Source organism: Pseudocolwellia agarivorans, from assembly GCF_002000085.1.
Taxonomy (GTDB): Bacteria; Pseudomonadota; Gammaproteobacteria; order Enterobacterales; family Alteromonadaceae; genus Pseudocolwellia; species Pseudocolwellia agarivorans.
The window spans coordinates 114,690-138,419 of sequence record NZ_MUZU01000008.1 but is presented as its reverse complement, the minus strand read 5'-3'; the positions used below and the strand labels follow the sequence as shown (position 1 = coordinate 138,419).

Sequence of the window (23,730 nt, the reverse complement as noted above, 5' to 3'; positions counted from 1 at the left end):
AATTTAATTTAGGTTTTTCATTATAGTGCTAATGATATAACACAGTGTTTAAAAATAGAATGAAAACAGTGTATTTTCCAACATTCAGCAGCTTATTGTATAACTATTTGTTGCTTTTGGGTGATTTTACTCATACACCAATGAGTTATTGCCCATTTTATGATGTTTTCTACTGATTCAAACCTAAGATCTTCAGGTGGATTTTGCCCTAAATACCGTAATGCAGAAATAAGTGCAGGCTGAGGTTTTTGATTGTTAATCGCGGGAGCTTTATTTTGTTTACTTAATTTATAACCTGCGGGTGTTACTGCTAATGGGATATGGCTATAAATAGGTGAATTAGTCTTTAATATTTCGAAAAAACTTAATTGGCGCAAAGTGGGCTCTAATAAATCACATCCACGTACAACATGGGTAATGTTTTGAAAAATATCGTCAACAACTACGGCTAGTTGATAGGCAAATAATCCATCTTTTCTAACAAGTATGAAATCTTCTTCAGCAACTTTTTTATCGCCAGTAATTAAGCCTTGAATTGTATCGTTAAATTTAAAAATGCCTACCTTGTTTATAAGGCGAATTGCGTTATTTAGTGGTGGTAAATTTAAGGAGCGACAAGTTGATGGGTATATTCCGCCAAGCTTTTTAATTTGTGCGCGAGTACATTGGCAGTTATAGGTTAACTGTTTATGTGCTAATTGCTTAAGTGTTTGTTGGTAAATGTCTGTTTGTTGGCTTTGATATAAAACACTCTCATCCCAATGTAATCCATAAGATTCTAATGTTTTTAAAATTTTACTACTCGCACCAGCTAATTCTCTTGGTGGATCTATATCTTCAATACGGACAAGCCAAGTACCATTATTATGTTTTGCGTCTAAATAACTGGCAAGCGCAGTAACTAAAGAACCAAAATGGAGTAAACCAGAGGGGGAAGGAGCAAAACGACCACGATATAATGCGTGTGGTCGTTTATCGTCAAGATTTACCATAAGTAAACCAAACTACTAAAGTGATAATAATGTAACTAAAGTAATTAAGCAGAGATTAGCCTGCCATTTGACGTTCTTTGATTTCTTGAAGTGTTTTACATTCAATACATAAATCAGCAGTAGGACGCGCCTCTAAACGACGAATACCAATTTCAATACCACATGATTTACAGAAGCCAAAATCGTCTTCTTCAATTAATTGTAATGTTTTTTCAATTTTTTTAATAAGCTTACGTTCACGGTCACGAGTACGTAGTTCTAAACTGAATTCTTCTTCTTGAGCCGCGCGATCTACAGGATCAGGGAAATTTGCAGCTTCATCTTGCATATGAGTAACCGTGCGGTCTACTTCCTGACGTAACTGAGAACGCCAAGCATCTAAAATTAATTTAAAATGCTCAAGTTGAGGCGCTCCCATGTATTCTTCGTTAGGTTCTTCTTGGTAAGGCTTTACGCCAGCTAATGCCAGAAGTCCTAATGCTTTATTTGCGGTGTTTGGCATGCTTTTTCTCCTAATACGACTTAACCTATATTGAAGTGAATAACCTTTGTATTTGTTCACAACAACTTAAATTATAGTTATTGCCTACATGTAGACATTAAATATCCCAACTATATGGTGTTTCATTTACTTAAAAACAAGTTTTTTCATGTAAAAAATAAATTTAGCTTTTATAATCAAATAATTAGGCTGTAAAGTTGAAAAATATTTGATTGTAGCCAATTTTTACCATGACCTTTTAGCAGTCTTTACCGTGCATAGTCAATCTTTTTCACCTTTTATACCATATAAAGGTGATTTAAACGAAAATTGATGATTATTTTGTAAAATCATAAAAATCGAGTAATGGAACATGATATTCGAGAATGCTTACACCTCTGTGTTTGGCTTGTTCAAATAATTCAGCATATTTTGCGTCAAGGTGTTTGGCAGGTAATACAGATTTGATGCCTGAATGCATTACCGCAAAAATAAGTATGGCTCCTTCACCGTTTGCTGCAACGGTTATTAATTCTGTTAAGTGCTTTTGTCCGCGCACGGTTGTTGTATCGGGAAAGTAACCTTGGCCATCTTCTAATAGGGTTGCGCTTTTTATTTCAACGTAATGATCCGGCTTGTCTGCGTAAGTTAATAAAATATCTATTTTACTGTTTTCTATACCGTATTTTACTTCTCTTTTAAGCTCTGAAAAGCCAACTAAAGCTGGGACCTCATTTTTTTCTATGGCTGTTTGTACAAAAATATTAGCTTGATGAGTATTAACACAAATAAGGTCACCATTAGCTTTTTCTGTTAATTCCCAGCTAAAAGGGTATTTTCTTTTTTTATTTTCAGATGTGCTATACCAAATGGTATCTCCGGGGCTACCACAACCGCTCATCGCACCTGTGTTAGCTACATGTATAGTGGTTTCTTCGCCATTTTCTAAAATTACATCAGCAAGAAAACGCTTATAACGTTTAATTAATGTGGCTTTACGTAATGATATTTTTTGGGTCATAGTTTTTAATGCTTACTAAAAGAAGTTAACGATTCTGCCTTAAGGGATAGGGTAATGAAAGTTTTATGATTGGATTTCCTCTAATGATTAATATCTTTCACTATACTGCTAACATCACCAGGATATGATATAACGCCCTTAACGTTATTTTAGCTGTACTTTTATGATTCAACACTTTCCGATAGATGCGATTAAAGATGAATTTCTTTCTGCTTTAAAACAACATAATACTTTGATTTTAACGGCTCCTCCTGGCGCGGGTAAATCAACACGCTTACCTTTGTGGTTGCTGTCGTTAGCGCAATATAAAAATAAAAAAATCTATTTATTACAACCTCGTCGTGTCGCCGCTAAAAACATCGCCTGTTATTTAAGCCAGCAAATAGGAGAACCTGTTGGGCAAACTATTGGTTACCGATTAAAAAATGAATCTAAGATTTCTAGTAGTACGCGATTAGAAGTGATAACCGAAGGCATTTTAACGCAAATCATTCAAAACGATGCTGAGCTCAATGGTTGTGGTTTAGTTATTTTAGATGAGTTTCACGAACGTTCATTGCATGGTGATCTCGCTTATGCTTTGGCAAGAGATGTTCAGCAAGCCTTAAGAGAAGATTTACAACTGGTCATTATGTCGGCAACGTTGGCGATTAAATCATTAACACAAAAGCTACCTGATGCGATTACACTCGCGAGTGAAGGACGAAGTTTTCCGGTAGAAGTTGAGTATGTACCCAATGTAACTTCAAAACGTTTACAACAACATTATTCAGTAGCCAATCAATGGCGCGAACATGCCTTAAAAGTTATTACACAACAAGCTGTTGAACATGATGGATCTATTCTGGTGTTTTTACCGGGTGTTGCTGATATTAAATACTTGTGTCAAAACTTAGCCGATAAGCTCATCAATTCTGCTATTCAATTGTGTCCATTATATGGAGAGCTTTCTATCGCTGAACAACAAAAAGCGATTGCTCCATCAGCGAATGGCGAACGCAAATTGGTATTGGCGACTAATATTGCTGAAACCAGTTTAACCATTGAAGGTGTAACCTTAGTGATTGATTGTGGTTTCGAAAAAACAGCCATTTATGATCCTAAAACCTTAACTAATAAATTACAGCAGCAAGTTATTTCAAAAGCTTCAGCTATACAAAGAGCTGGGCGTGCTGGGCGCTTAAGTGCAGGTAAGTGCTTACGTTTGTATGGCCAAGAAGACTTTAGTCGACGCGATGAAAACAGTAAAAGTGAAATTCAGCAAGCCGACTTACTGCCATTTGTTATTGAAGCTGCGCGCTGGGGAGTAACTCAATTATGTGACTTACCTTTGATTGAATTACCTAATGAGGTAAAAGAGCAGCAAGCTTGGCAAGAGTTGCAATCACTCAATATTGTAACGCAGCAAAACCAATTAACTTCTCATGGTAAACAAGTGGCTAGCGTGGCATGTCATCCTCGTTTTGCTCATATGATCATTATGGCAAAGTCGTTAGAACAAAAGCATAACGTTAAAGGCCTATTATCTTTAGCGTGTTTAACTGCTGTATTATTAGAAGAGCGAGATGTATTTACCCGCGAACAAAGTCGCTTTGATTGTAATTTAACCCATAGAATTGATGCTTTATTACATGAGAAAGTTCGCGGTCATGTTGCGCATCAACTGTTTAAACAAGCGGATCAACTCGCTAAAAAATTTAGCAGCAGCGTAAAAGCACGCAGCCAATTACCTGTTCATTACACTGGCGTATTACTTGCCTTAGCGTACCCCGAACGTGTTGCTAAATATCGTTATGACGAAAGTTTATCAACTAAAACAACGAATAAAGGCAGCCAGCAAACAGGCGAATACCTAACAACGGCAGGCAAAGGTATAACGATAAATCACGAAGATGCATTATTGGGCGATGCCACTATCGTTGCGGCGCAAGTAAGTGAAGTTAATTTAAGAGCAGGGCAAGCTAAGGCCGGTCAAAAAGGCTTGATGGTGCAGCTTGCCGCACCTGTTGATATTGAACAGCTTATCGATTGGGATATTGTGCAAACCAGCACTGAAATCGACACTGCCTATAACGCTAAGGTCGATCGTATTACCGCGCAAAAGTTAACTAAAATAAACGCCTTAGTGATTGATGAACGAGGCGCTCCTGAGCAATTAACTAACGACTTGGTCGCACAGTTATGGGCAAAAGAATTAACCAAGCAAGGTTTACGTTTTTTGGCTTTAAAAGAGAAAGATCAAGCTCTTTTATTAAGATGGCGTTGGTTAACTTTATATAATAAAACAATAGACTTACCAAGTTGTGATGAGGAAAATTTACTGGCAACCATAGATACCTGGTTTTTACCTTTTGTTGGTGATATTAAAAGTAAAAAACAGCTAGATAAATGTAACTTCTCAGAGATGTTTTTGTCATTGTTAACTTATCAACAGCAGAAAACCTTAGAGAAAGCCGCGCCAGAATACTTTATCGGTCCTACTAAAAGGCAATGTGCTATTCGTTATACCGAAGACAAAATGCCCATTGTGTCGATGCCAATGCAAGAGCTGTATGGTTTAACGGAAACACCATGTATTGGAAATGATAAAGAAGGGGATAAGTCGGGTATTCCGCTTATATTAGAAATACTTTCACCCGCTAAACGTCCAATCCAAGTAACACAAGACTTAGCCGCCTTTTGGCAGGGCAGTTACAAAGCGGTTCAAAAGGATATGAAATCGCAATATCCACGCCACTTTTGGCCTGACGATCCTGCTAATGCGAAAGCGACTCGAAAAACAAAACGACATATGATGAAAGATGAAGACTTGAGCTAACAATAATTTCTTTATTTTCACCTCGGTATCTAGGCATGCTGTTTTTAAGCCTTAACTAATAAACTAAATGCCAGCTTAAGTGAATAGCTTAGTTAGAAGGAAGCTTTAGTTAGTCGTAGAGCTTAGTCAATAGGTGAGCTAAGTTGTAGGCCTTTAGCCATATAAATGTCGTCGTATCTTATTCCGCCATTACCATAAGGTTTCTTTTTAGGGCCTGTATTGCAAATGGCCATAAAATGCGTAAGAGCTTGTTCCCTTTTCATTCTAAAGTCGGCTTGCGTAAATACTTTTTGTTGTGTGTTAAACTCTCCGCCCCGAACATATAAATCGTAACTTTGGCCGCCGTCTTTTCTGGGCGAGTTATTGATAACGTACCATATTTCATACCACTGATTTTCCTGTAAAGGGGCTGCTTTTTTACCTGTTATTGGGTTTGTTATAGATTTATATTTCTTATGTGCGCCACTTAATACCATTAATGAACCATCGTTTTTTACACCATTAGATTCTGCTTTATCTGTAATACGTATCATAGGTTCAAAGGCATTGTAGTTTGCGGTTTTAATTTTTTCTGCAGATAAATTACTTAAACCAAATGAATGATTGTTAGGAAAGTATTCCACATTTACTCGAGTATAAAAGGTGAAAGTGTCTCCCACATTTACTTGCTCAGGTAAGGGGAGGAAACTGATGGCTTTTCGGTTGCCTACTACACCTTCAGCCGCTGGTTTTCTTAATAAATATTTATTATTTTTATCAGACTCACGCTCAATAATAGTAACTTGTGGATTTTCAATAAAAGGCTGTGTTTCGTTTTGAACATCCGCATTTACCCATTGATTGATGCTGGCTGGCGATTCAAAATTATCTATAAGTATCCATGAGTTTTCTGTGTAAGCGAATGTATAAGATGTAAAAAAAGTCGTTAGCAGTAAGCTAAAAACGGTAGCCGTATTTGAAATTGATTTGGCGCTCATTATTAACTCCTAATGCATTATTGAAATATGTTTCATTGCTTGTTCTAGTGTTGGTTTATTACCATCTAGCCAATGAATTTTCGTACCATTTTTTTCTAAGCGTCTTAACCAAGTGGCTTGTTTTTTAGAGAACAAATGAATAGCACTGTTGAGCTTTTGAAACATATCGTTTTTGCTAAGTTGCCCTTGTAAATATTGCGCGACAAAGCGGTATTCAAGGCCATAAAAATTTAATGTTTCCCACGATACGCCTTGCTGATGAAGTTGTTCTACTTCTTCAATTAAACCATGTTCTAATCGTTCTTTTAAACGCTGAGTTATACGTTGTTTAAGTATTTCTCTTTCCCAGTTAATCGCGGTTATAAAAGGAGTTAATTTAGGGAAGTAAGCAACATTTTCAGGCGTGTTTTTTTCACCTTCTGCAATTTCGATAGCTCTAATTAGGCGTTGTGTATCGATAAGATCTGTTGTGTTGTGTAAGTTGGGTTTTAATTCTTTAAGTCGTTCAACAAGTTTTTTGTGATCTTGTTCAGCTAATTCTGCACGTAATTCAGGGTTTTCAGGTACTTCAACTAATCTATAGCCTTTTATAATTGAATCGACATACAGTGCTGAACCACCCGCTAAAATAGGGAGTTTATTTCTACTGGTGATGTCTTCAAATGCACTGATAAAGTCGCGTTGAAAGTCGAAAATATTATATTCGTAACCGGGCTCTACAATATCGATTAAGTGATAAGGGATCTCCTGATATTCTTGAAGATCTTTACCGCTGCCTATATCAAGGCCCTTATAAACTTGTCTGGAATCAGCTGACATTACTTCGCCATTTAAAAATCGAGCAAGATCTACGGCAAGCTTGGTTTTACCTGAAGCTGTAGCGCCGAGAATAACGAGTAGGTTGAAAGCAGACATATAATTTCCAAGTAAGTATAGTAAACGTGATTATTATACGTGTATAGGAATAGTAAGGGCTAGTATATAATAAGGGCATTAATCATCATTATCGCAATCATTTAACTTAAATTATTTATGACAGTAAAAAAAGCTAGCACTAAAGATAAAACACAGAAGTCATCATCAACCCCTGAAGAAAACCGTAATCCTTCAAAAACTAGGCGAGTATTAGTTTGGGGCGCAATAACGTTTGCTAAAGTGCTTTTTATTCTTGTATTTTTTCTGGTGATTTATAGCATTTATCTTGATGGAAAAGTAAGAAACAAGTTTGAAGGCCAACGCTGGGAAGTGCCTATTCAAGTGTATGGCAAAGCTGAAGCTTTTAAGCGTTCACAAGCTATTAATTTAGCCATTTTATCTTCGTCACTGCAGTTTTCTGGTTATAAACGAGTAAGTAAAGTAACTAAGGCGGGTGAATATGCCCTGTCAGGTTCACGTATTGTAGTTTATCGCCGAGCTTTTAGTTTTGACAATGATATGCAGGTGGCAAATAAGGTTCAAATTGATGTAAGTAATGGCCGCGTGAGTAAAATTTACATTGATAATCAGTCGGTCAGTTCAGTTCGAATGGAACCTGTATTAATGGACCGTATTTTACCCTCAAGTAAAGAAGATCGTGTACTTACGCCTATAGGCGATGTGCCGGTGTTATTACTCGATACCTTACTATTAGTTGAAGATCGTAATTTTTATTTTCATAAAGGTATTTCTCCGTTAGGTATATTAAGAGCACTTTATAGCAATATTTTAGCGGGTAGAACGGTTCAAGGGGGCAGTACACTTACGCAGCAGTTAGTTAAAAATATGTTTTTAACCCGAGATAAAACCTTATGGCGAAAAGCTAATGAAGCGATTATGTCGTTAATTTTAGAGTATCGCTATAGCAAAGATCTCTTGTTAGAAGCTTATATTAATGAAGTCTACTTAGGTCAAAATTATGCTAATGCTATTCATGGTTTTGGTTTAGCCGCTGAGTTTTATTTTGGACAACGTATTGAACAATTAACAGCAGAACAAATGGCCATGCTAGTAGGAATTGTTAAAGGGCCTAGCTATTATGACCCATGGCGTAAGCCTAATAAAACAAAAGCTCGACGCGATTTAGTTTTAAAGTTGATGTTTGAAAAAGAATTTTTAACAAAAGCTGAGTTTGTTCAAGCAATAGAGTCGCCACTAACAGTAAGAAAAGCTCGCAGATTTTCCCGTCAGAAATTTCCAAGCTATGTGCAGTTGGTTAAGCAAGAGCTTGCTGAATTGATGACAGAATACGATCAAAAATCAGGTATTTCTGTTTTTACCGGATTCTCCCATTATAGCCAACAGATGTTAGAACAAACGATAGAAGAGCGGCTGCCTAAACTTGATACTACTGGAGAGCTGCAAGCAGCTATGGTGGTAAGTGATATAAAGTCGGGTGAAATAAAAGCTATTGTGGGAGGGAAAAAAAGTGGTTATGCCGGTTTTAATCGAGCGATAAACTCGAATAGGCCTATTGGTTCTTTAGTAAAACCTGCTATTTATTTAGCGGCATTAGAGCGCTATGAACAGTATTCTTTAGCAACGGTATTAGAAGATAAACCAATAACACTCACTTCTGATGAAGGGACTCAATGGAGTCCTAAAAACTACGATGGTAAGTATCGCGAGAAAGTTAATTTAATTGATGCTCTGGTTGAGTCATTAAATATTCCTACTGTTAATTTAGGTATGGCGATTGGCTTAACCAATATTGCTGATACTTTACATGTATTGGGATTTGATAAAGATATTACCGTACGGCCTTCTATGTTATTAGGCTCAATTAATATGTCGCCGGTAGAAGTGAATCAATTTTATCTACCTATAGCGTCTAATGGTTTTAGTAAACAAGGGCACACGATTACACGGATTACTTCCTCACAAGATGTAACCTTATTTGAATTTAAAGCGATAGATACGCAACTGTTTTCGTCTCAAGCTTCTTATTTACTTGACTATGCTTTATCTGAAGTAACTAAACGAGGTACCGCAAAATCATTAACTTGGCGGCTGAAAGGGAAAGAAATTTTAGGCAAAACGGGTACTACAAATGATCAACGAGATAGTTGGTTTGTTGGTTTTGATAATCAGCACCTTGTAACTTCTTGGGTTGGTTTGGACGATAACAAGCCTACTAAGCTAACAGGCAGTAGTGGTGCATTAGTTTTATTCGCAGATTACATGAATAAACAAGGTGTTATTGATAAAGAACTTAACTCACCTGAAAGAATTGAGTTGGTTACCTTTGAAAAAGAAACGGGTAATGCTGTATCTGATGATTGTAGCGAAACAATATTATTACCGGCAAACAGCAATTCTCTTCAAAAACTGGAAACTTGTTCGAGTTCTCCTGTTAAAAAGCTCTCATGGTTGGATAAATTATTTGGAAATTAGAAAAAATTTATAAATATTTACATGTTAAAGCTGTTGTTTAATTGTATACAATTTGTTAATAATAAGTTATTGATATAGAATATTATCTTACAATAGCAAATATTATTCGTTGTTTTAAACAGCTTAGAATGGTTCTTAATTAGTGAAGATCATACCTTTATATATTTTGAACCTTTATAGGTTGTGTGCTAATAATTGTTATTGTACACAGAAGTTTAAATACTTTTTCGCGTATTTATTTATGTTTTATAGGGTTTAATTAACGTACACGTTAGCTGAACTTTAAAGCACAGGAAGCTAAGTTTATTGCATATTACATACAAATTATAAGTTGACGTAAACAAAAGTCACGTAGAGGTAAATATGAAACACCGCTTAGATTTTGCATATCTTACCGTATTACCAAATAATATTATTGAAGTGGTTGTTGATGATGGCATTGAATTAACCTTAGAGATGGTCGAAGAAAGTCATAGGATACTGAAAAAATCAATGACTGATTGCTTCGCCTTATTAATTAATAATATTCATGAATTTGAAGTGACATTTGAAGCCAAGTTAACGATGGCTTCTCATGAACATTTAAAAGCCATTGCTTTTGTTTATTACAATCAAAATAATAAAGTAGAAATTGAAAACTTGATTGAGCTACGAAAAGTCGATAAGTGGAATGTAAAAGTTTTTTCTGGTTTAGAAATGGGTTGGCAAGAGGCACATAGTTGGCTTACGCATGAAATGGAAAGCTTAAAAGTTAAGTCAAATTAGTTTTGTAATGTAAATAAAGGTAGATATGTTTTTAATATCTACCTTTTTTGATCTATGCCATAAAATTCATTACAACTGGGCAAAACACTTATCAGCTGCGGCTAATGTTTTATCAATAATATCATCAGTATGAGCCGTTGATAAAAAGCCTGTCTCAAAGGCTGATGGCGCTAAGTAAACACCTTCTTTTAGCATTAAATGGAAGAATTTTTGGAATCTTTCGCTATCACATGCAGTTGCTTGAGCATAGGTTGTAATGGTTTCTTTAGAATCAGTGAAGAAAAATCCAAACATGCCGCCTACGTAGTTTACGCTTAGTGCAATATTATTTTTTTCAGCCATCGCTTTTAATCCAAGGGCTAATTTTTTAGTGCCTTCAGATAACTGTTGGTGTTTATTGCCTTGAGACAATTCAGTTAACGACGCTAAACCTGCTGCCATAGCTATTGGGTTACCTGATAGGGTGCCTGCTTGATAAACAGGGCCTACAGGAGCGATATAATCCATTATTTCTGTTTTACCACCAAAGGCGCCAACAGGCATGCCGCCACCAATAACTTTACCTAAAGTTGTAAGATCAGGAACAATATTATAATGAGCTTGAGCACCACCAAGTGCGACTCTAAAACCTGTCATGACTTCATCAAAAATTAAGACACTGTTGTATTGATCGCAAACTTCTCTTAAGCCTTCTAGAAACCCTTCCACAGGAGGAATACAGTTCATATTTCCTGCTACGGGTTCTACAATAATACAAGCGATTTCGTCTTTATATTCTGAAAAAATTGCTTTAACTTCTTCAATATTGTTAAAGCTAACCGTAAGCGTATGTTTAGCAAAATCAGCAGGTATACCAGGTGAGTTAGGTACCCCCATGGTCAATGCACCTGAACCGGCTTTAACCAGTAACGAGTCCGCATGGCCGTGATAGCAGCCTTCAAACTTTAATATTTTATCTCGGCCAGTATAACCACGAGCTAAACGTATAGCGCTCATGGTCGCTTCTGTCCCCGAACTTACCATACGAAGTTTTTCCATTGATGGTACAAGTTCTTTAACTTTTTCAGCCATGGTAATTTCAAGTTCGGTTGGAGCTCCAAAACTTAAACCGTTTTTAGCTGTTGAAATAACGGCTTCTAAAATAGCTGGGTGGTTATGACCTAAAATCATAGGTCCCCACGAGCCAACGTAATCTATATAGGCTTTATCGTCGGCATCATATATATAAGCGCCTTCAGCACGTTTAATAAAGCAAGGGGTACCACCTACGCCATTAAATGCTCTTACTGGAGAATTAACGCCGCCAGGAATAGTATGTTGCGCATTTTCAAATAGTTGTTCAGATTTATTCATTTTGTCGTTCCAATATTTATTTCGCTGTATGCCATGTCACTGGCTTTTCAAATTTAGTCAGATTATTTTCAACACCAAGCGTTAATGCAAATAGTGCCATACGTACGAGTACACCGTTTTGGGCTTGTCTGAAAATAGCTAGGTTGTCTAGATCATTGAGGTCGTTATCAAGTTCGTTTGCGTCTGGACGAGAGTCTCTTGGTAGAGGGTGCATAATTACCGTATTTTCTTTGCAATACTGAAGATAAGTTTCTTTATTTAAACTAAAGTGACCACGGTACAAATCAGCTTCATCTTTACTGGCAAAACGTTCTTGTTGAATACGTGTTTGATAAATAACATCGCAGGCGAGATTGCCTTCTATTTTATCTGTTTGAATAACCTCATGGCCAGCGTTTGTTAATGTAGAAATTACACCATCTGGCATTTGTAAGGCATCTGGCGATATCATAGTAACTTTTACATTTTTGTATAAGCTCAATAATTTAGATAAAGAATGTACGGTTCTACCATGCTTTAAATCACCCATTAGAGTAATGTTTAAATTATCTAAGTTTTTGTTAAATGGAGCCATTTCAGATTTAATTGTGAATAAATCGAGCAAGGCTTGAGTCGGGTGTTCATTCGCTCCGTCACCACCATTTATTACAGGAACACTACTTCCTTTTGAAAATTCTTCAACCGAATGCATTTTAGGATGACGCATGGCAATAACATCTGAGTAGCCACTAATAACTCTCGCGGTGTCAAATAATGATTCGCCTTTACTTAATGATGAATTTTCTTCACCAACAGTTTCTCTAACAAAACCACCCAATAAATTAAATGCTGCACCAAAACTTACACGGGTACGTGTACTTGGTTCAAAAAATAAGTTATTTAAAATAGCCCCGTCGAGCACGGTACAACGCTTTTTTCTCATGGCATAAGGAGCCATAAGAGAAGATATTTCTAAAATGCGAGAGATGGCATCGCGATCAAATTGTGATACAGAAAGTATATGACTTCCTTCAAATTTCATCATGTTGATATACCCAATGTAGTTGGTTTTGTAAGGAATGTATAAGCGTACATTCATTGAGAGCGCGCAGGAATATAGCATAAAAGCCCATTGAATATAATGAAAATTGCGCTAATAGTTACGCTGTTTTATCTCTTTTATAAGTTAAAAAGGTTTAACGTACACCAATATAATAATACCAAATAAGGCAAAAACGGGTAACTCATTAAACAAGCGATAAAAACGACCTGACTTTGTGTTTTTATCATGTTGAAAGTCTTTAACCAATTTAAAACAATACGCATGATAAATAACAACTAAAATCACTAGCGTAAGTTTTACGTGTAACCATTTGGAAGCAATAAACCAATCTATTCCATAATAATTAATTAACGCAATGCCCAAACCTATAGTGAGCAAAGAAAAAGGAGTAATAAAATAGAGTAATCTTTTTTCCATTCCTTTTAAGTGCTCTGCAACTTCTTTTGATTGTGTTTCAGCATGATTTACAAAGAGGCGAGGTAAATAAAAGATACCAGCAAACCATGCCGTCATAAAAGCAACATGAAAAGCCTTTAACCATAATAAAGTTGTCATTAACGTATTTTTCCTTCAACTAAAAAGCGTCTTATTTGTTCAAAAGTAATAACCCCTAAAATGTCGTCTATATTATCGTCATAAATATAAACACCACCTTTACGTTTTTTTACTAACAGTAAGTAGGCTTCTACTAGAGTTGATTGCGCATGTAATGGTAGTAATAAGTGATTAGTAATGACTTGACTGTTAGGGTCTGAATCATCTCTTTGAAGCCAATAATATAAGCTATTATCTGCGTTGTTATTATCAATTCTATCTAATAGTAAACTGTTCTCGCTGGCTTGCTTTAAATGTTCTACTTTTTCTTGTTCTGAAAGTTTGTGGCTAATGGTGAAATGCTCATTCATTAACCCTAAAACACCTATTCGCTGTAATGATTTTTCTAAGGGGGGTTTACGGTAAGTCAAATTTTGAACTTCAAGCTGCATTACAAATAAAGAGCGATTACCAAAAAACTGTCCAGATATTACACATGCTGTTCCAATAACTACCATTGCAGGCACAATAATTTCTAATTGATTTGATAGTTCAACAACTGTGATTAATGCAGCCAATGGTGCATTTAATGTTGCGGCCATCATGCCTGCCATTCCCATTAAAGCTAGGTCATTAGTTAAATGAACTTCAGGAAAATATAATTGCACTAATATAGCAGCACAACTTCCCGCTATGGCACCTATTCCTAAAATAGGGCCAATAGCACCTCCTGGTATTCCTAAACCTAACGCTGATATTGTCATCACTATTTTAGCAACTAATAACCCCGTAATGAGAATTAGAGAAGAGTTTTCACCAATAGAAAAACTAATGGCATTCATGTTGGTTCCTACCGCTTGAGGAAAAATATAACTGAGAGCTCCTGTTATTAGTGCAGCTAAAAGTAGGCGCTTAACAATATGAAATTTCTCTGAGTGTTTAATAATTAAAACTAAATAGCGATTAAAAACAAAAGCAACTACACCAATTGCAATAGCAAATACAATGAGCACAGGGTAATGTGCGAACTCCAAGGCGATATTGTTAAAATATTCTAATTCATGAGCCGGACCTAAAGTACTACTCGTTATCATAGATCCAACAAGAGACGCCATCATTATAGGAATGAAAATATGGACTTTATATTCGCGAAGAATAACTTCCATAACAAAAATAACAGCCGCAAGTGGAGTATTAAAACTGGCTGAAATAGCCGCTGCAATACCACAGGCACATAAGGTACGAATACTGTTATGAGGTAACTTTAATAATGTCCCCAAATAACTACTAAATGCAGCGCCAAGGTGTATAGCAGGACCTTCACGTCCTACTGAAAATCCGGAAGCTAAAGCGACAGCACTACCAATAAATTGGTTGATAGTATTACGCAGAGGGATCTCACCGTAAGCGACTTTTAAACGGTGTAAAACAAAAGGGATTCCGGTACGTAAGTATTTATATCCAGTGACCCAAGAAACTAATAATATAATAATCGCGCCAATTATAGGTATTATGAAACGACTTACTTTACTTAAGCTGTTATAGTTGTCCTTTTCGCTTAAATATAATTGCTGTAAAGCGTCTGTTGTGATCGTAAAGCCAACAATAAGTAGGGCTGATAGTGCGCCACCTATAGTTGCCAACATGCAAAGTTGCCAAGAGGTTATTGGGAGCGATAAACGTTTTTTTAATGAAAATAATATCATTATTAATAGATCATAAAGCGGTAGTTGTTTTTTACATAAATATGTTTTGAAAAAGTAATCTTAGTAAAAGATTCATTAACAACATATGATGTAAAAATAGTTCCTTATAATATTCAATATACTAATACTTTTTAAATGAATTGGTTAGCAAAAATAAATCTTAATGCTTTTGTGCATAAATTAGGTGTCTTTCGTTCATCGTTATTGTTGATCACCTTAATAATCACGTGTGTTTTTGTTGGTTATCGAATTGGTAATTATTTTCATGGACATCAATCACAAGCCTTATCTTATCATAAAAAAAGATTAGAGCTTTTGTATAAGCAAGAAGCAGAGCAAATAAAAAGAATAAATACTTTAGAAGCTGAATTAGAAGTGGAGAAAATGGCAGCTAAAAAGTCACTGGCTTTACTGAAAGATGTGGAAAATGAACATTATCAGCTGAAAAAAGAATTGGCTTTTTATGAAAAAATTATGGCTCCTGAAAAGCAAGCTGATGGCGTTGTTCTTGATGATTTTATTGTGTCAAAAACCGAAACAGACAATCGATATAATTTTAGAGTATTTTTAGTTCACCAGTTATTACAAAAAAGATATGCCAAAGGTTTTGTTGAAATTAAAATTTCAGGTAGTTTGGACAATAAAACGACCGTGTTAAATCTTAGCGATATATCAGAACTCACTCAAAAAGATCTTTCTTTTAGTTTTAAGTTTTTTCAAGTGGTTGAAGGTGTATTTTCATTACCTGAAAATTTTTCACCAGAAAAAATAAATATTATCATTACTTTACCTAAAGGCCGTTGGCAGAAATACCATCGCTTAGAAGAAAGTTATAAATGGAATATTAAATTAGGTCGTTTCGCTAAATCGATCCCTATAATACTTGACTAAAACAGTCAAGTTTAAGATAATCACCCACAGTTTCAATGTATCAAGTAGAGAATTATGTCTAGCCCAGAATTACCAATTAAATTTTCAGACGCTGCAGCAACTAAAGTACTTGCTTTAATTTCTGAAGAAGAAAACCCAGAGCTTAAATTACGTGTTTATGTAACAGGTGGTGGCTGTTCAGGTTTTCAGTATGGATTCACTTTTGACGAAAAAGTAAATGAAGGCGATATGACTATTGAGAAAAAAGGCGTCACTATGGTTGTTGATCCTATGAGTATTCAATATTTAGTTGATGGTGAAGTTGATTACGTTGAAGGCCTAGAAGGTAGCCGATTCTTAGTTAATAACCCAAATGCAACCACAACGTGTGGCTGTGGATCTTCTTTTTCTATCTAACACCACGACTGTTTCAGTATTATTTTCAGTTTAGGTAAACTTTTATCTAAACTGAAAATAAAGTTAACTTCGTTTCTTCTATATTCTTTGCTTATTAATATTTCTGCGTTTAATTGCCCCTTTTGTTCGTTCAATACGTTTGCATGTCGTCTAGTTATTATGAATACTGTAGTAACTACAATTAATGCTTAGGATCTTCAATGTTTAATAACTTATTAAAAATAGGGCTGTTTTCAATTGCTTTTATAAGTACTGCAGCGAGTGCTGATGTACTTAATGCGAATGAAAAAAAGCAAATAATGGCGTTAAAAGAAACGGCATTAACATCTGAGTTGTCGTATAACTTAATTGAATCTTTAACAACGGAGGTTGGGCATCGCCTTGTGGGTTCAGAAGGTGATAAAAAGTCAATTACTTGGGCAGTTAATAAGATGAAAGCTCTTGGCTTTGATAAAGTGTGGACTGAAGATGTAACTGCGACCTATTGGCATAGGGGAGAAGTAGAAGCTAAAGTTATTGCTCCTTATCCGCATAAAGTTGTTGCAATAGCATTAGGTGGTAGCGTAGGTACAGGTGATAAGGGCGTTAAAGGTAAAATTGCTCACTTTAATACATTTAAAGATTTAGAGGCGGCTGCAGATAATAGCTTGAATGGTAAAGTTGTTTTTATCTCATACCGTATGGAAAGACATATTGATGGTAAAGGGTATGGACCCGCAGTTGCTGCACGTAAAAATGGTGCAGCAGTTGCCGCTAAAAAAGGCGCTTCAGCCATTATTATTCGCTCAATTGGTACAGACAACAATCGTTTAGCTCATACGGGGTCTGTACGTTATGACGAAGGTGGTAAAGCAATACCCGCAGCAAGTATCTCAAATCCTGACGCAGATATGTTGCTTAATCAATTAAAACGTTCTGATGATGTAGAATTCTACTTAAAACTAACCTCTCATAGCGATCCTAAAGTGGTAGCTAAAACAGCGAACGTTATTGGTGAATTAACGGGAAGTGAATTTCCAGATGAATACGTAACGCTTGGTGCTCACCTTGATAGTTGGGATGTTGGAACAGGAGCAGTTGATGACGGTATTGGTGTAGGTATGATGATGGCAACTGTGCATCATATTGCTCAGCTTCCCGTTAAACCTAAGCGTTCTATTCGCGTGATTTTATTTGCTGCTGAAGAAATAGGTTTAGTGGGCGCAAAAACATATGTTGAAAAACGCAATGGAGATATGGCTGGTCATGTTATTGGCGCTGAATGGGACTTTGGTGTAGGACCTATTTATGAAATGAAAACAGGTGTTGGTAAAAAATCATTACCTGCATTATATGACTTTGCAAAATATCTTAAGCCTTTAGGTGTTAGTGTAAATAAAACAAATACAGCAAAAGCACAATCTGATATGAGCTTAATGAGTCAAGCTGGTATGCCTAGCGTAAATTTTGCGCCAGATGGTAGCTTGTATTTTGATTATCATCACACAGAAAATGATACATTAGACAAAGTAGACGCTAAAGCGTTAAAGCATAACACTGCCATATACACTATGTTTGCTTATTTTACTGCTCAGTCAGGCGTTGATTTTAGCCAATAAATCGTAAGAGAGTATTTTTTAGGTTCAGTTTAAAGTAATAAACCTCAGCTCGGGATAAGCAAAGTTACTCAACAAGCTATTTTTATGCCTAACTTCGTTGAATTTATTACTAATAGCTAGCTATTAGATAGAAAAATTCGCCTTGTTATACACAAAAATATCAATGTTGAGAGACTAATATAACTTAGGAAAACAACGATGCAGGTTAAGGTTTTGATAAATAATAATTTTAATTCATTATCTAACATTCATTAACCCGAGTTGAGGTTAATAAGTTATTTTAAATTGAACCTAAATTTTTGGTGGTTAAATTATACTGGAGTAAGAGGTTTGTAGTGTTGATGTAAACTATTCTGTTTCAAACTCTGTCATTTTTTTATTCATATAAAGTTGTTGATCCGCTTTTTTTAATAGCTCATTCATATTTAATTCACCATCACTGACTGCTGCACCACAAGTTATTGTAATAGGTAGTTTTTTATCTTCATATGGCATAGGATTGTCGATAAAGTATTGGCACAGCCTTTTAGCTGCCATTAATGCTTCTTTGTAGTTTTGGCTTGCTAAGGTCACAACAAACTCATCACCAGCATAACGAAAACATCGGTCATTTTCTCTAATGAGTTGTTTTAGTGTTTGTGCCACATAAACCAATACTTGATCACCACAATCATGACCATAGGTGTCATTAATTTTTTTAAATTTATTACAATCAATGAAAAGGACAGCAAACGATACGCCATAGCGTCGTTGACGGATTAACTCTTCAGTAATCGATGCTTCCATTAATCTCCGATTAGCAAGTCCTGTTAACCTATCGTAATTGGCAATATATTCTAACTGTTCTCTGGCCAATACATTTGATAAACATAAACTTACTTTTACTGCGAGTTGTTCTAAATGAAAGGTACCTAAATTGGGAGTAAAGCGTGTTTTATCTATATCGGTAAATAATAAACTCCCAAAAAGCTTATTCTCGAGAATTAAAGGTGTTAGAGCAAAAGATTGTCCGGTGCCTAGTGTTTCTTGAGAAAAGTTCACCAATAACTCTTGAATGTTGTCGGTTAAATAGGGTTTATTGTTGAGGTGATATTTTTTTAATTGTTTATGGGTAACACTGGTGGTGTTTTGTTGATACCAATAAGACTTTATATTTTCATTAATAAGGAATGAAATAGGAGTAGGGTCAACTAACAGTAAGCGAATATTGGTTAAATTAAATTTAGTTTTAATAGAGTTTAATAAACGTTGCAGTAATTCATCACTAGAATTTGACGTTAAAACTTCGGTTTCAATTTCAAATAATTTTTTAGAAATTGCTTCATTCGCTTTAGAATTTGCAATTAATTGTTCTAGTTCAGACATTTAATTAACTCTTTTCAAAATACCTTAAAACAACATTGTTATATGAACCTTGTTATTGTGCAAGCATTCAATCGTACTTTTATGGTATTAAAATTGCTTTGTTAGAAGTGATAGTTAAACAAAATTTTATTAGTATGCTTAATGTTTCTTTTTAATGGCCGATAATAAATATAATGTTTAGTCTGTGTCATATTTTTTTTCAATAGTTATAGGTTGTTTTATGAAGCTATCTTTTTTCTCAATATTATTTTTTATATTTATTTCTTTTCAGTCATCTGCTGAAGCATTAAAAGTGGTACAAATATATACAGATAATGAATTATTAGATCTAATTAAAGATAATAAACATTTAGGGCAAGTTGTTTTAGATGATTGTCAGCTTGTACAAGATATTGAAGCTAGGGCGATAAAATCACAAATGCCTTCTTACCAGTTTTTATGGGGAGATATGTTAGCTTATGGTGTTTGTGTGAAAAAAGACGTTGAATTAGGGCTTTACTACATGCAAGAAGCTGCTGATCAAGGTTTATCAGAAGGACTTGAACAACTTGGCCGTTATTACCATATAGGAAAGTTTGTTCAGGTGGATGTAGATAAAGCGATTCGTTACTTAAAAGAAGCTGCAACCCTCAAAAACTTAAAAGCTCAAATTAGATTAGCGCAAATATATGATCAAGGATTTGGTAGCCCACTTGATTTTCCAGCACTTTATTCTCAACTTCACCATGCGGTTACCGATGATAAAAAAGTACACAAAAAAATATCAACATTATTACTAAAACTTGCCGATAAAATGCCTGAGCGCGTTATTAATGCGGCAAAAGTTACCGAATATTAATTATATTGCGTTGTTTTATTTTTAAAGCGAAATTAACGTTCATTAATTCGCTTAATTTAGGGCAATTGCGTATAATAAACAAAAATATTATTGAATCTATACTGTGACTTTAAAAGACCCTTTTTCAAAACGTGAAGCAGAAAAATACGAACAACCGGTTGCAAGCCGAGAACTTATTTTATCTGTTATTCAAGACGCTCCTATCCCGCCAACTTTCAATGCACTACTCAAAACTTTTAACTACACCGATGAAAATAACAAAGTAGGTTTGAAGCGACGTTTACGTGCAATGGAAACCAGTGGTCAGATAATATTTAATAAGTTTAAACAATATGCTATTGCGCCTAAAAACAGCGTATTAACCGGTCGAGTGAGTGGTCATCGAGATGGGTTTGGCTTTTTTATTCCAGACGTAGTTCCTGGTGAAAAGCCAAGTAAAGACTTATACATTTCAGCTCATGAAATGAAGCGTGTTATTCATGGCGATATTGTCGAAGCTATTTTAGTTGATAGAACAGATCGGAAAGGTCGTAAAGAAGTTCGTATACTTGATGTTATACAACCAAGAAAAAGCGGTGTTGTAGGTCGATTGTTCGTTGAAAAACATATTGTTTATATGAAACCAGATGATGCTCGAATTAAAATAGATATTTTAATTGATCCTAATGAGCGTATGGGAGCAAGACACGGACAAGTGGTTGTTGTGGAAGTAACACAACGTCCATCTAAAAGAGCGAATGCTGTAGGTAAAGTGGTTGAAGTACTAGGCGAGCATATGGCTCCCGGTATGGAAATTGAAATAGCTTTACGAGAGCACGACTTACCTCATGAGTTTTCTGCCGAAGTGATGGAAGAAGTCAGTGTACTTTCGGACGAAGTGGAAGAAGCCCCTAAAGCCTGTAGAAAAGACTTAAGAGATTTACCACTAGTTACTATAGACGGTGAAGATGCTCGAGATTTCGATGATGCTGTTTATTGTAAACCTAACGAAAAGGGGGGCTGGACATTATGGGTTGCTATAGCCGATGTGAGCTACTATGTTCGTGATAAAACAGCGTTAGACGACGAAGCGATATCAAGAGGTAACTCTGTTTACTTCCCAAGCCAAGTTATTCCGATGCTGCCTGAAAAACTTTCTAATGGTTTATGTTCTTTAAACCCAAATGTAGATCGTTTGTGTATGGTTTGTGAAATGTCGATTGATGCTCAAGGTGAGCTAGTTGATTCTACATTCTACTCAGCTGTAATGCGTTCTCATGCTCGTTTTACTTATACAAAAGTGGCAGCCATTCTTGAAGGCGACGAAGCACTTAAAGTTGAATATGCTGCATTAGTGCCTGATTTAGAAAACCTAAACAGTATGTATCAAGCATTAAATGATTCACGCTTAAAACGTGGTGCTATTGCGTTTGAAACAGAAGAATCTAAGTTCATCTTTAATGATGATAAGAAAATTGCTTCTATCGAATCGCTCGTACGTAACGATGCACATAAAATCATTGAAGAATGTATGATTTTAGCGAACGTTTCTACCGCTAAATTTATTGAACAACATAAAGCTCACGGTTTATTCAGAGTACATGAAAAACCAAGTGGCGATAAATATAATAATTTTGTTACCTATATTCGAGAATTAGGTATTGAAACTCCAGCAAAAGAAGAACCTACACCTGCTGATTACGGACAAATATTAAAACGTATTGCTGACAGGCCTGATCAAGAGCTGATTCAAACCATGCTGCTAAGATCGATGAAACAAGCGGTTTATCAAAGTGATAATTTAGGTCATTTTGGTTTAGCTCTTGAGTCATATAGCCATTTTACTTCACCAATTCGTCGTTATCCTGACCTTGTCGTGCATCGTGTTATCAAAGCTATTCTAGAGAAGCAAGCAGAGAATAAATTAACTGGCGCAAATGACGGTGAATATACTTATACCTCGGAGCAAGTGATTGAACTTGGCGAACATTGCTCTATGACAGAGCGCAGAGCTGATGATGCGACAAGGGATGTATCTGATTGGCTTAAATGTGAGTTTATGCAAGACCACATTGGCGACAGTTTTAATGGTGTTATTTCAACCGTTACTAACTTTGGCTTATTTGTCAGGCTTGCGAACTTAGGCATTGAAGGTTTAATTCATATTAACTCATTAGGCCGTGATTATTATCGATTTGATGAAGTCAGATTGTGCCTAACAGGTGAAAATACTGGAACAAAATATAAAGTTGGCGATGCTATCGAAGTTAAGGTTGCAGCGGTTAACTTAGACGAGAAAAAAATAGACCTAATGATTGATGGCGTAGTGGTTGATGAAAAAGATCAACGACGTTCACGTTCTCCACGTAAAGGTATGAAGAAAAATAGTGCGAGTGATAAAGGCGTTAAAAAAGGCGCTAAAAAATCTAAAGGAACTCCAGCTACTGTATCAAGTGATACAAAAAAACCGAAAGCAAAAGCTAAAAAGAAAAGAGTTAAGAAGCCACGCCCTGGTAAAAACGCACGCTCAAAGGCTAAATAATTAATACTGTTAATTAAATAGCTAATACAAATTTGAAATATAAATTAGATAAGTAATAAACATGGCAAAGCAAGACGAAGTAGTATTTGGTATTCACGCAATTAATTCTATGCTTAAAAGAGCTCCTGAGTTATTCGTAGAGTTATGGTTTTTAAAAGGTCGTGAAGACGAACGCTTAAAACCTATTATTAATTTAGCAAGAAAATACGGTATTCCAACGCAATTAGTTAACCGTAAAGTACTTGATGAGAAAAGCGAAGGTGAGCAACACCAAGGTGTATTAGCCCGAGTAAAAGCAGGCAAGGTATACACAGAATCTGACCTAGACGACATAGTTGCAGCGGCCAATAAAAAAGAAGAATTACCTTTTTTCTTAATACTTGACGGCGTAACAGATCCACATAATCTAGGTGCTTGTTTACGTAATGCTGACGCCGCTGGTGTACACGCTATTATTGTTCCTAAAGATAATGCCGCACGTATTACTGCAACAGTGAGAAAGGTTGCTGTTGGCGCTGCTGACACTGTACCTTTAGTGCAAGTAACTAATTTATCAAGAACCATGAAGCAACTGCAAGATTTAGGGGTGTGGATAGTTGGAACTGCTGGCGAAACTGATATCAATTTATATGATGTTAAATTTGAAGGTGCTATGGCTCTTGTTATGGGCGCTGAAAGTAAAGGAATGCGTCGCTTAACGCGTGAAAATTGTGATCAAATAGTTAAATTACCCATGGCTGGAAGTGTTTCAAGCTTAAACGTTTCAGTTGCGACGGGTATATGTTTATTTGAAATCGTTAGACAAAGATCAAATATAAATTAATATATTTAAAAAACATGATTTAATTTCTATATAAAAAAAGAGCTGTTATAGCTCTTTTTTTATATGGGAATTGTTTTTATCTTATTGAATTTTATATGTAAAATATGAGTTTTCAAGTTTTAAAAATCAATGGTGAAATGCGCTCCATCACTGATTTAGGTTTATAACTCTAACCACTAAAAAAATACATCCGGCACGGCCCTCAATCAACGCTTGCCTTTAATGTCGATTTTATCTACA

The 23,730-nt window shown here is 35.7% G+C and carries 19 protein-coding genes; 9 read left to right on the top strand and 10 right to left on the bottom strand.

Going from position 1 to position 23,730, the window contains the following annotated elements:
- Window positions 1-92: 92 nt before the first annotated feature.
- The 3 genes from gluQRS to sfsA form a co-directional block, all read right to left on the bottom strand.
- Window positions 93-992, bottom strand: a complete 900-nt coding sequence (gene gluQRS, locus B0X80_RS13435) for a tRNA glutamyl-Q(34) synthetase GluQRS (protein ID WP_077341065.1) — start codon at window positions 990-992, stop codon at window positions 93-95.
- Between the two features lie 55 nt (window positions 993-1,047).
- A complete protein-coding gene (gene dksA, locus B0X80_RS13430) occupies window positions 1,048-1,494 on the bottom strand; it encodes an RNA polymerase-binding protein DksA (RefSeq protein ID WP_077341063.1) in 447 nt (148 codons plus the stop codon).
- A gap of 316 nt (window positions 1,495-1,810) precedes the next feature.
- Complete coding sequence (gene sfsA, locus B0X80_RS13425; protein WP_077341061.1) at window positions 1,811-2,494, bottom strand: DNA/RNA nuclease SfsA; 684 nt, start codon at window positions 2,492-2,494, stop codon at window positions 1,811-1,813.
- Between the two features lie 163 nt (window positions 2,495-2,657).
- On the opposite strand from sfsA, the gene hrpB reads away from it, so the two are divergent.
- Window positions 2,658-5,312 carry an ATP-dependent helicase HrpB gene (gene hrpB, locus B0X80_RS13420; RefSeq protein WP_077341059.1) on the top strand — a complete coding sequence of 885 codons (2,655 nt, stop codon included), beginning with the start codon at window positions 2,658-2,660 and terminating at the stop codon, window positions 5,310-5,312.
- A 122-nt stretch (window positions 5,313-5,434) separates the two neighbouring features.
- Here hrpB and B0X80_RS13415 read toward each other — a convergent pair whose 3' ends face one another.
- Window positions 5,435-6,289, bottom strand: a complete 855-nt coding sequence (locus tag B0X80_RS13415; protein WP_077341057.1) for a hypothetical protein — start codon at window positions 6,287-6,289, stop codon at window positions 5,435-5,437.
- Window positions 6,290-6,298: 9 nt separating this feature from the next.
- The gene (gene miaA / locus B0X80_RS13410; protein ID WP_077341055.1) at window positions 6,299-7,204 is read right to left on the bottom strand and encodes a tRNA (adenosine(37)-N6)-dimethylallyltransferase MiaA; all 906 of its coding nucleotides are present in this window, start codon (window positions 7,202-7,204) and stop codon (window positions 6,299-6,301) included.
- Between the two features lie 117 nt (window positions 7,205-7,321).
- On the opposite strand from miaA, the gene mrcB reads away from it, so the two are divergent.
- Together mrcB and B0X80_RS13400 are read left to right on the top strand one after the other, a co-directional pair.
- Window positions 7,322-9,658, top strand: a complete 2,337-nt coding sequence (gene mrcB, locus B0X80_RS13405; protein ID WP_077341053.1) for a penicillin-binding protein 1B — start codon at window positions 7,322-7,324, stop codon at window positions 9,656-9,658.
- Between the two features lie 363 nt (window positions 9,659-10,021).
- The gene (locus tag B0X80_RS13400) at window positions 10,022-10,423 is read left to right on the top strand and encodes a hypothetical protein (RefSeq protein WP_077341051.1); all 402 of its coding nucleotides are present in this window, start codon (window positions 10,022-10,024) and stop codon (window positions 10,421-10,423) included.
- A gap of 69 nt (window positions 10,424-10,492) precedes the next feature.
- Here B0X80_RS13400 and hemL read toward each other — a convergent pair whose 3' ends face one another.
- The 4 genes from hemL to B0X80_RS13380 all read right to left on the bottom strand — a co-directional run bounded on the left by hemL (window position 10,493) and on the right by B0X80_RS13380 (window position 14,998).
- Window positions 10,493-11,776 (bottom strand): glutamate-1-semialdehyde 2,1-aminomutase, encoded by a 1,284-nt coding sequence (gene hemL, locus B0X80_RS13395; protein ID WP_077341049.1) that lies wholly within the window; start codon window positions 11,774-11,776, stop codon window positions 10,493-10,495.
- Between the two features lie 16 nt (window positions 11,777-11,792).
- A complete protein-coding gene (locus tag B0X80_RS13390; RefSeq protein WP_217697152.1) occupies window positions 11,793-12,800 on the bottom strand; it encodes an aspartate carbamoyltransferase in 1,008 nt (335 codons plus the stop codon).
- A 141-nt stretch (window positions 12,801-12,941) separates the two neighbouring features.
- Window positions 12,942-13,373: a CopD family protein gene (locus B0X80_RS13385; protein WP_077341048.1), complete on the bottom strand. Its 432-nt coding sequence runs from the start codon at window positions 13,371-13,373 to the stop codon at window positions 12,942-12,944.
- Window positions 13,373-14,998 (bottom strand): chloride channel protein, encoded by a 1,626-nt coding sequence (locus B0X80_RS13380; protein WP_245825463.1) that lies wholly within the window; start codon window positions 14,996-14,998, stop codon window positions 13,373-13,375. Before B0X80_RS13380 ends, B0X80_RS13385 begins: the two co-directional genes overlap by 1 nt.
- 195 nt (window positions 14,999-15,193) lie before the next feature.
- Between B0X80_RS13380 and B0X80_RS13375 the strand changes: the two genes are divergently transcribed.
- The 3 genes from B0X80_RS13375 (at window position 15,194) to B0X80_RS13365 (ending at window position 17,943) form a co-directional block, all read left to right on the top strand.
- Window positions 15,194-15,949 carry a DUF6776 family protein gene (locus tag B0X80_RS13375; RefSeq protein WP_077341044.1) on the top strand — a complete coding sequence of 252 codons (756 nt, stop codon included), beginning with the start codon at window positions 15,194-15,196 and terminating at the stop codon, window positions 15,947-15,949.
- 54 nt (window positions 15,950-16,003) lie between these two features.
- On the top strand, window positions 16,004-16,345 hold the full coding sequence (erpA, locus tag B0X80_RS13370; protein WP_076417178.1) for an iron-sulfur cluster insertion protein ErpA: 342 nt from the start codon (window positions 16,004-16,006) through the stop codon (window positions 16,343-16,345).
- 200 nt (window positions 16,346-16,545) lie between these two features.
- Window positions 16,546-17,943, top strand: coding sequence for a M20/M25/M40 family metallo-hydrolase (locus B0X80_RS13365; RefSeq protein ID WP_077341042.1), 1,398 nt, complete (start codon window positions 16,546-16,548; stop codon window positions 17,941-17,943).
- A gap of 348 nt (window positions 17,944-18,291) precedes the next feature.
- Here B0X80_RS13365 and B0X80_RS13360 read toward each other — a convergent pair whose 3' ends face one another.
- Entirely contained in the window at window positions 18,292-19,308 is a 1,017-nt protein-coding gene (locus B0X80_RS13360; RefSeq protein ID WP_077341037.1) for a sensor domain-containing diguanylate cyclase, read from the bottom strand.
- 220 nt (window positions 19,309-19,528) lie between these two features.
- Here B0X80_RS13360 and B0X80_RS13355 point away from each other — a divergent pair, with 220 nt between their 5' ends.
- From B0X80_RS13355 to rlmB, 3 genes are all read left to right on the top strand, one after another.
- Window positions 19,529-20,146, top strand: a complete 618-nt coding sequence (locus B0X80_RS13355; RefSeq protein ID WP_077341035.1) for a tetratricopeptide repeat protein — start codon at window positions 19,529-19,531, stop codon at window positions 20,144-20,146.
- 103 nt (window positions 20,147-20,249) lie between these two features.
- On the top strand, window positions 20,250-22,667 hold the full coding sequence (rnr, locus tag B0X80_RS13350; RefSeq protein WP_077341033.1) for a ribonuclease R: 2,418 nt from the start codon (window positions 20,250-20,252) through the stop codon (window positions 22,665-22,667).
- Window positions 22,668-22,728: 61 nt separating this feature from the next.
- Window positions 22,729-23,490 (top strand): 23S rRNA (guanosine(2251)-2'-O)-methyltransferase RlmB, encoded by a 762-nt coding sequence (rlmB, locus tag B0X80_RS13345; RefSeq protein WP_077341031.1) that lies wholly within the window; start codon window positions 22,729-22,731, stop codon window positions 23,488-23,490.
- Window positions 23,491-23,730: the final 240 nt, after the last annotated feature.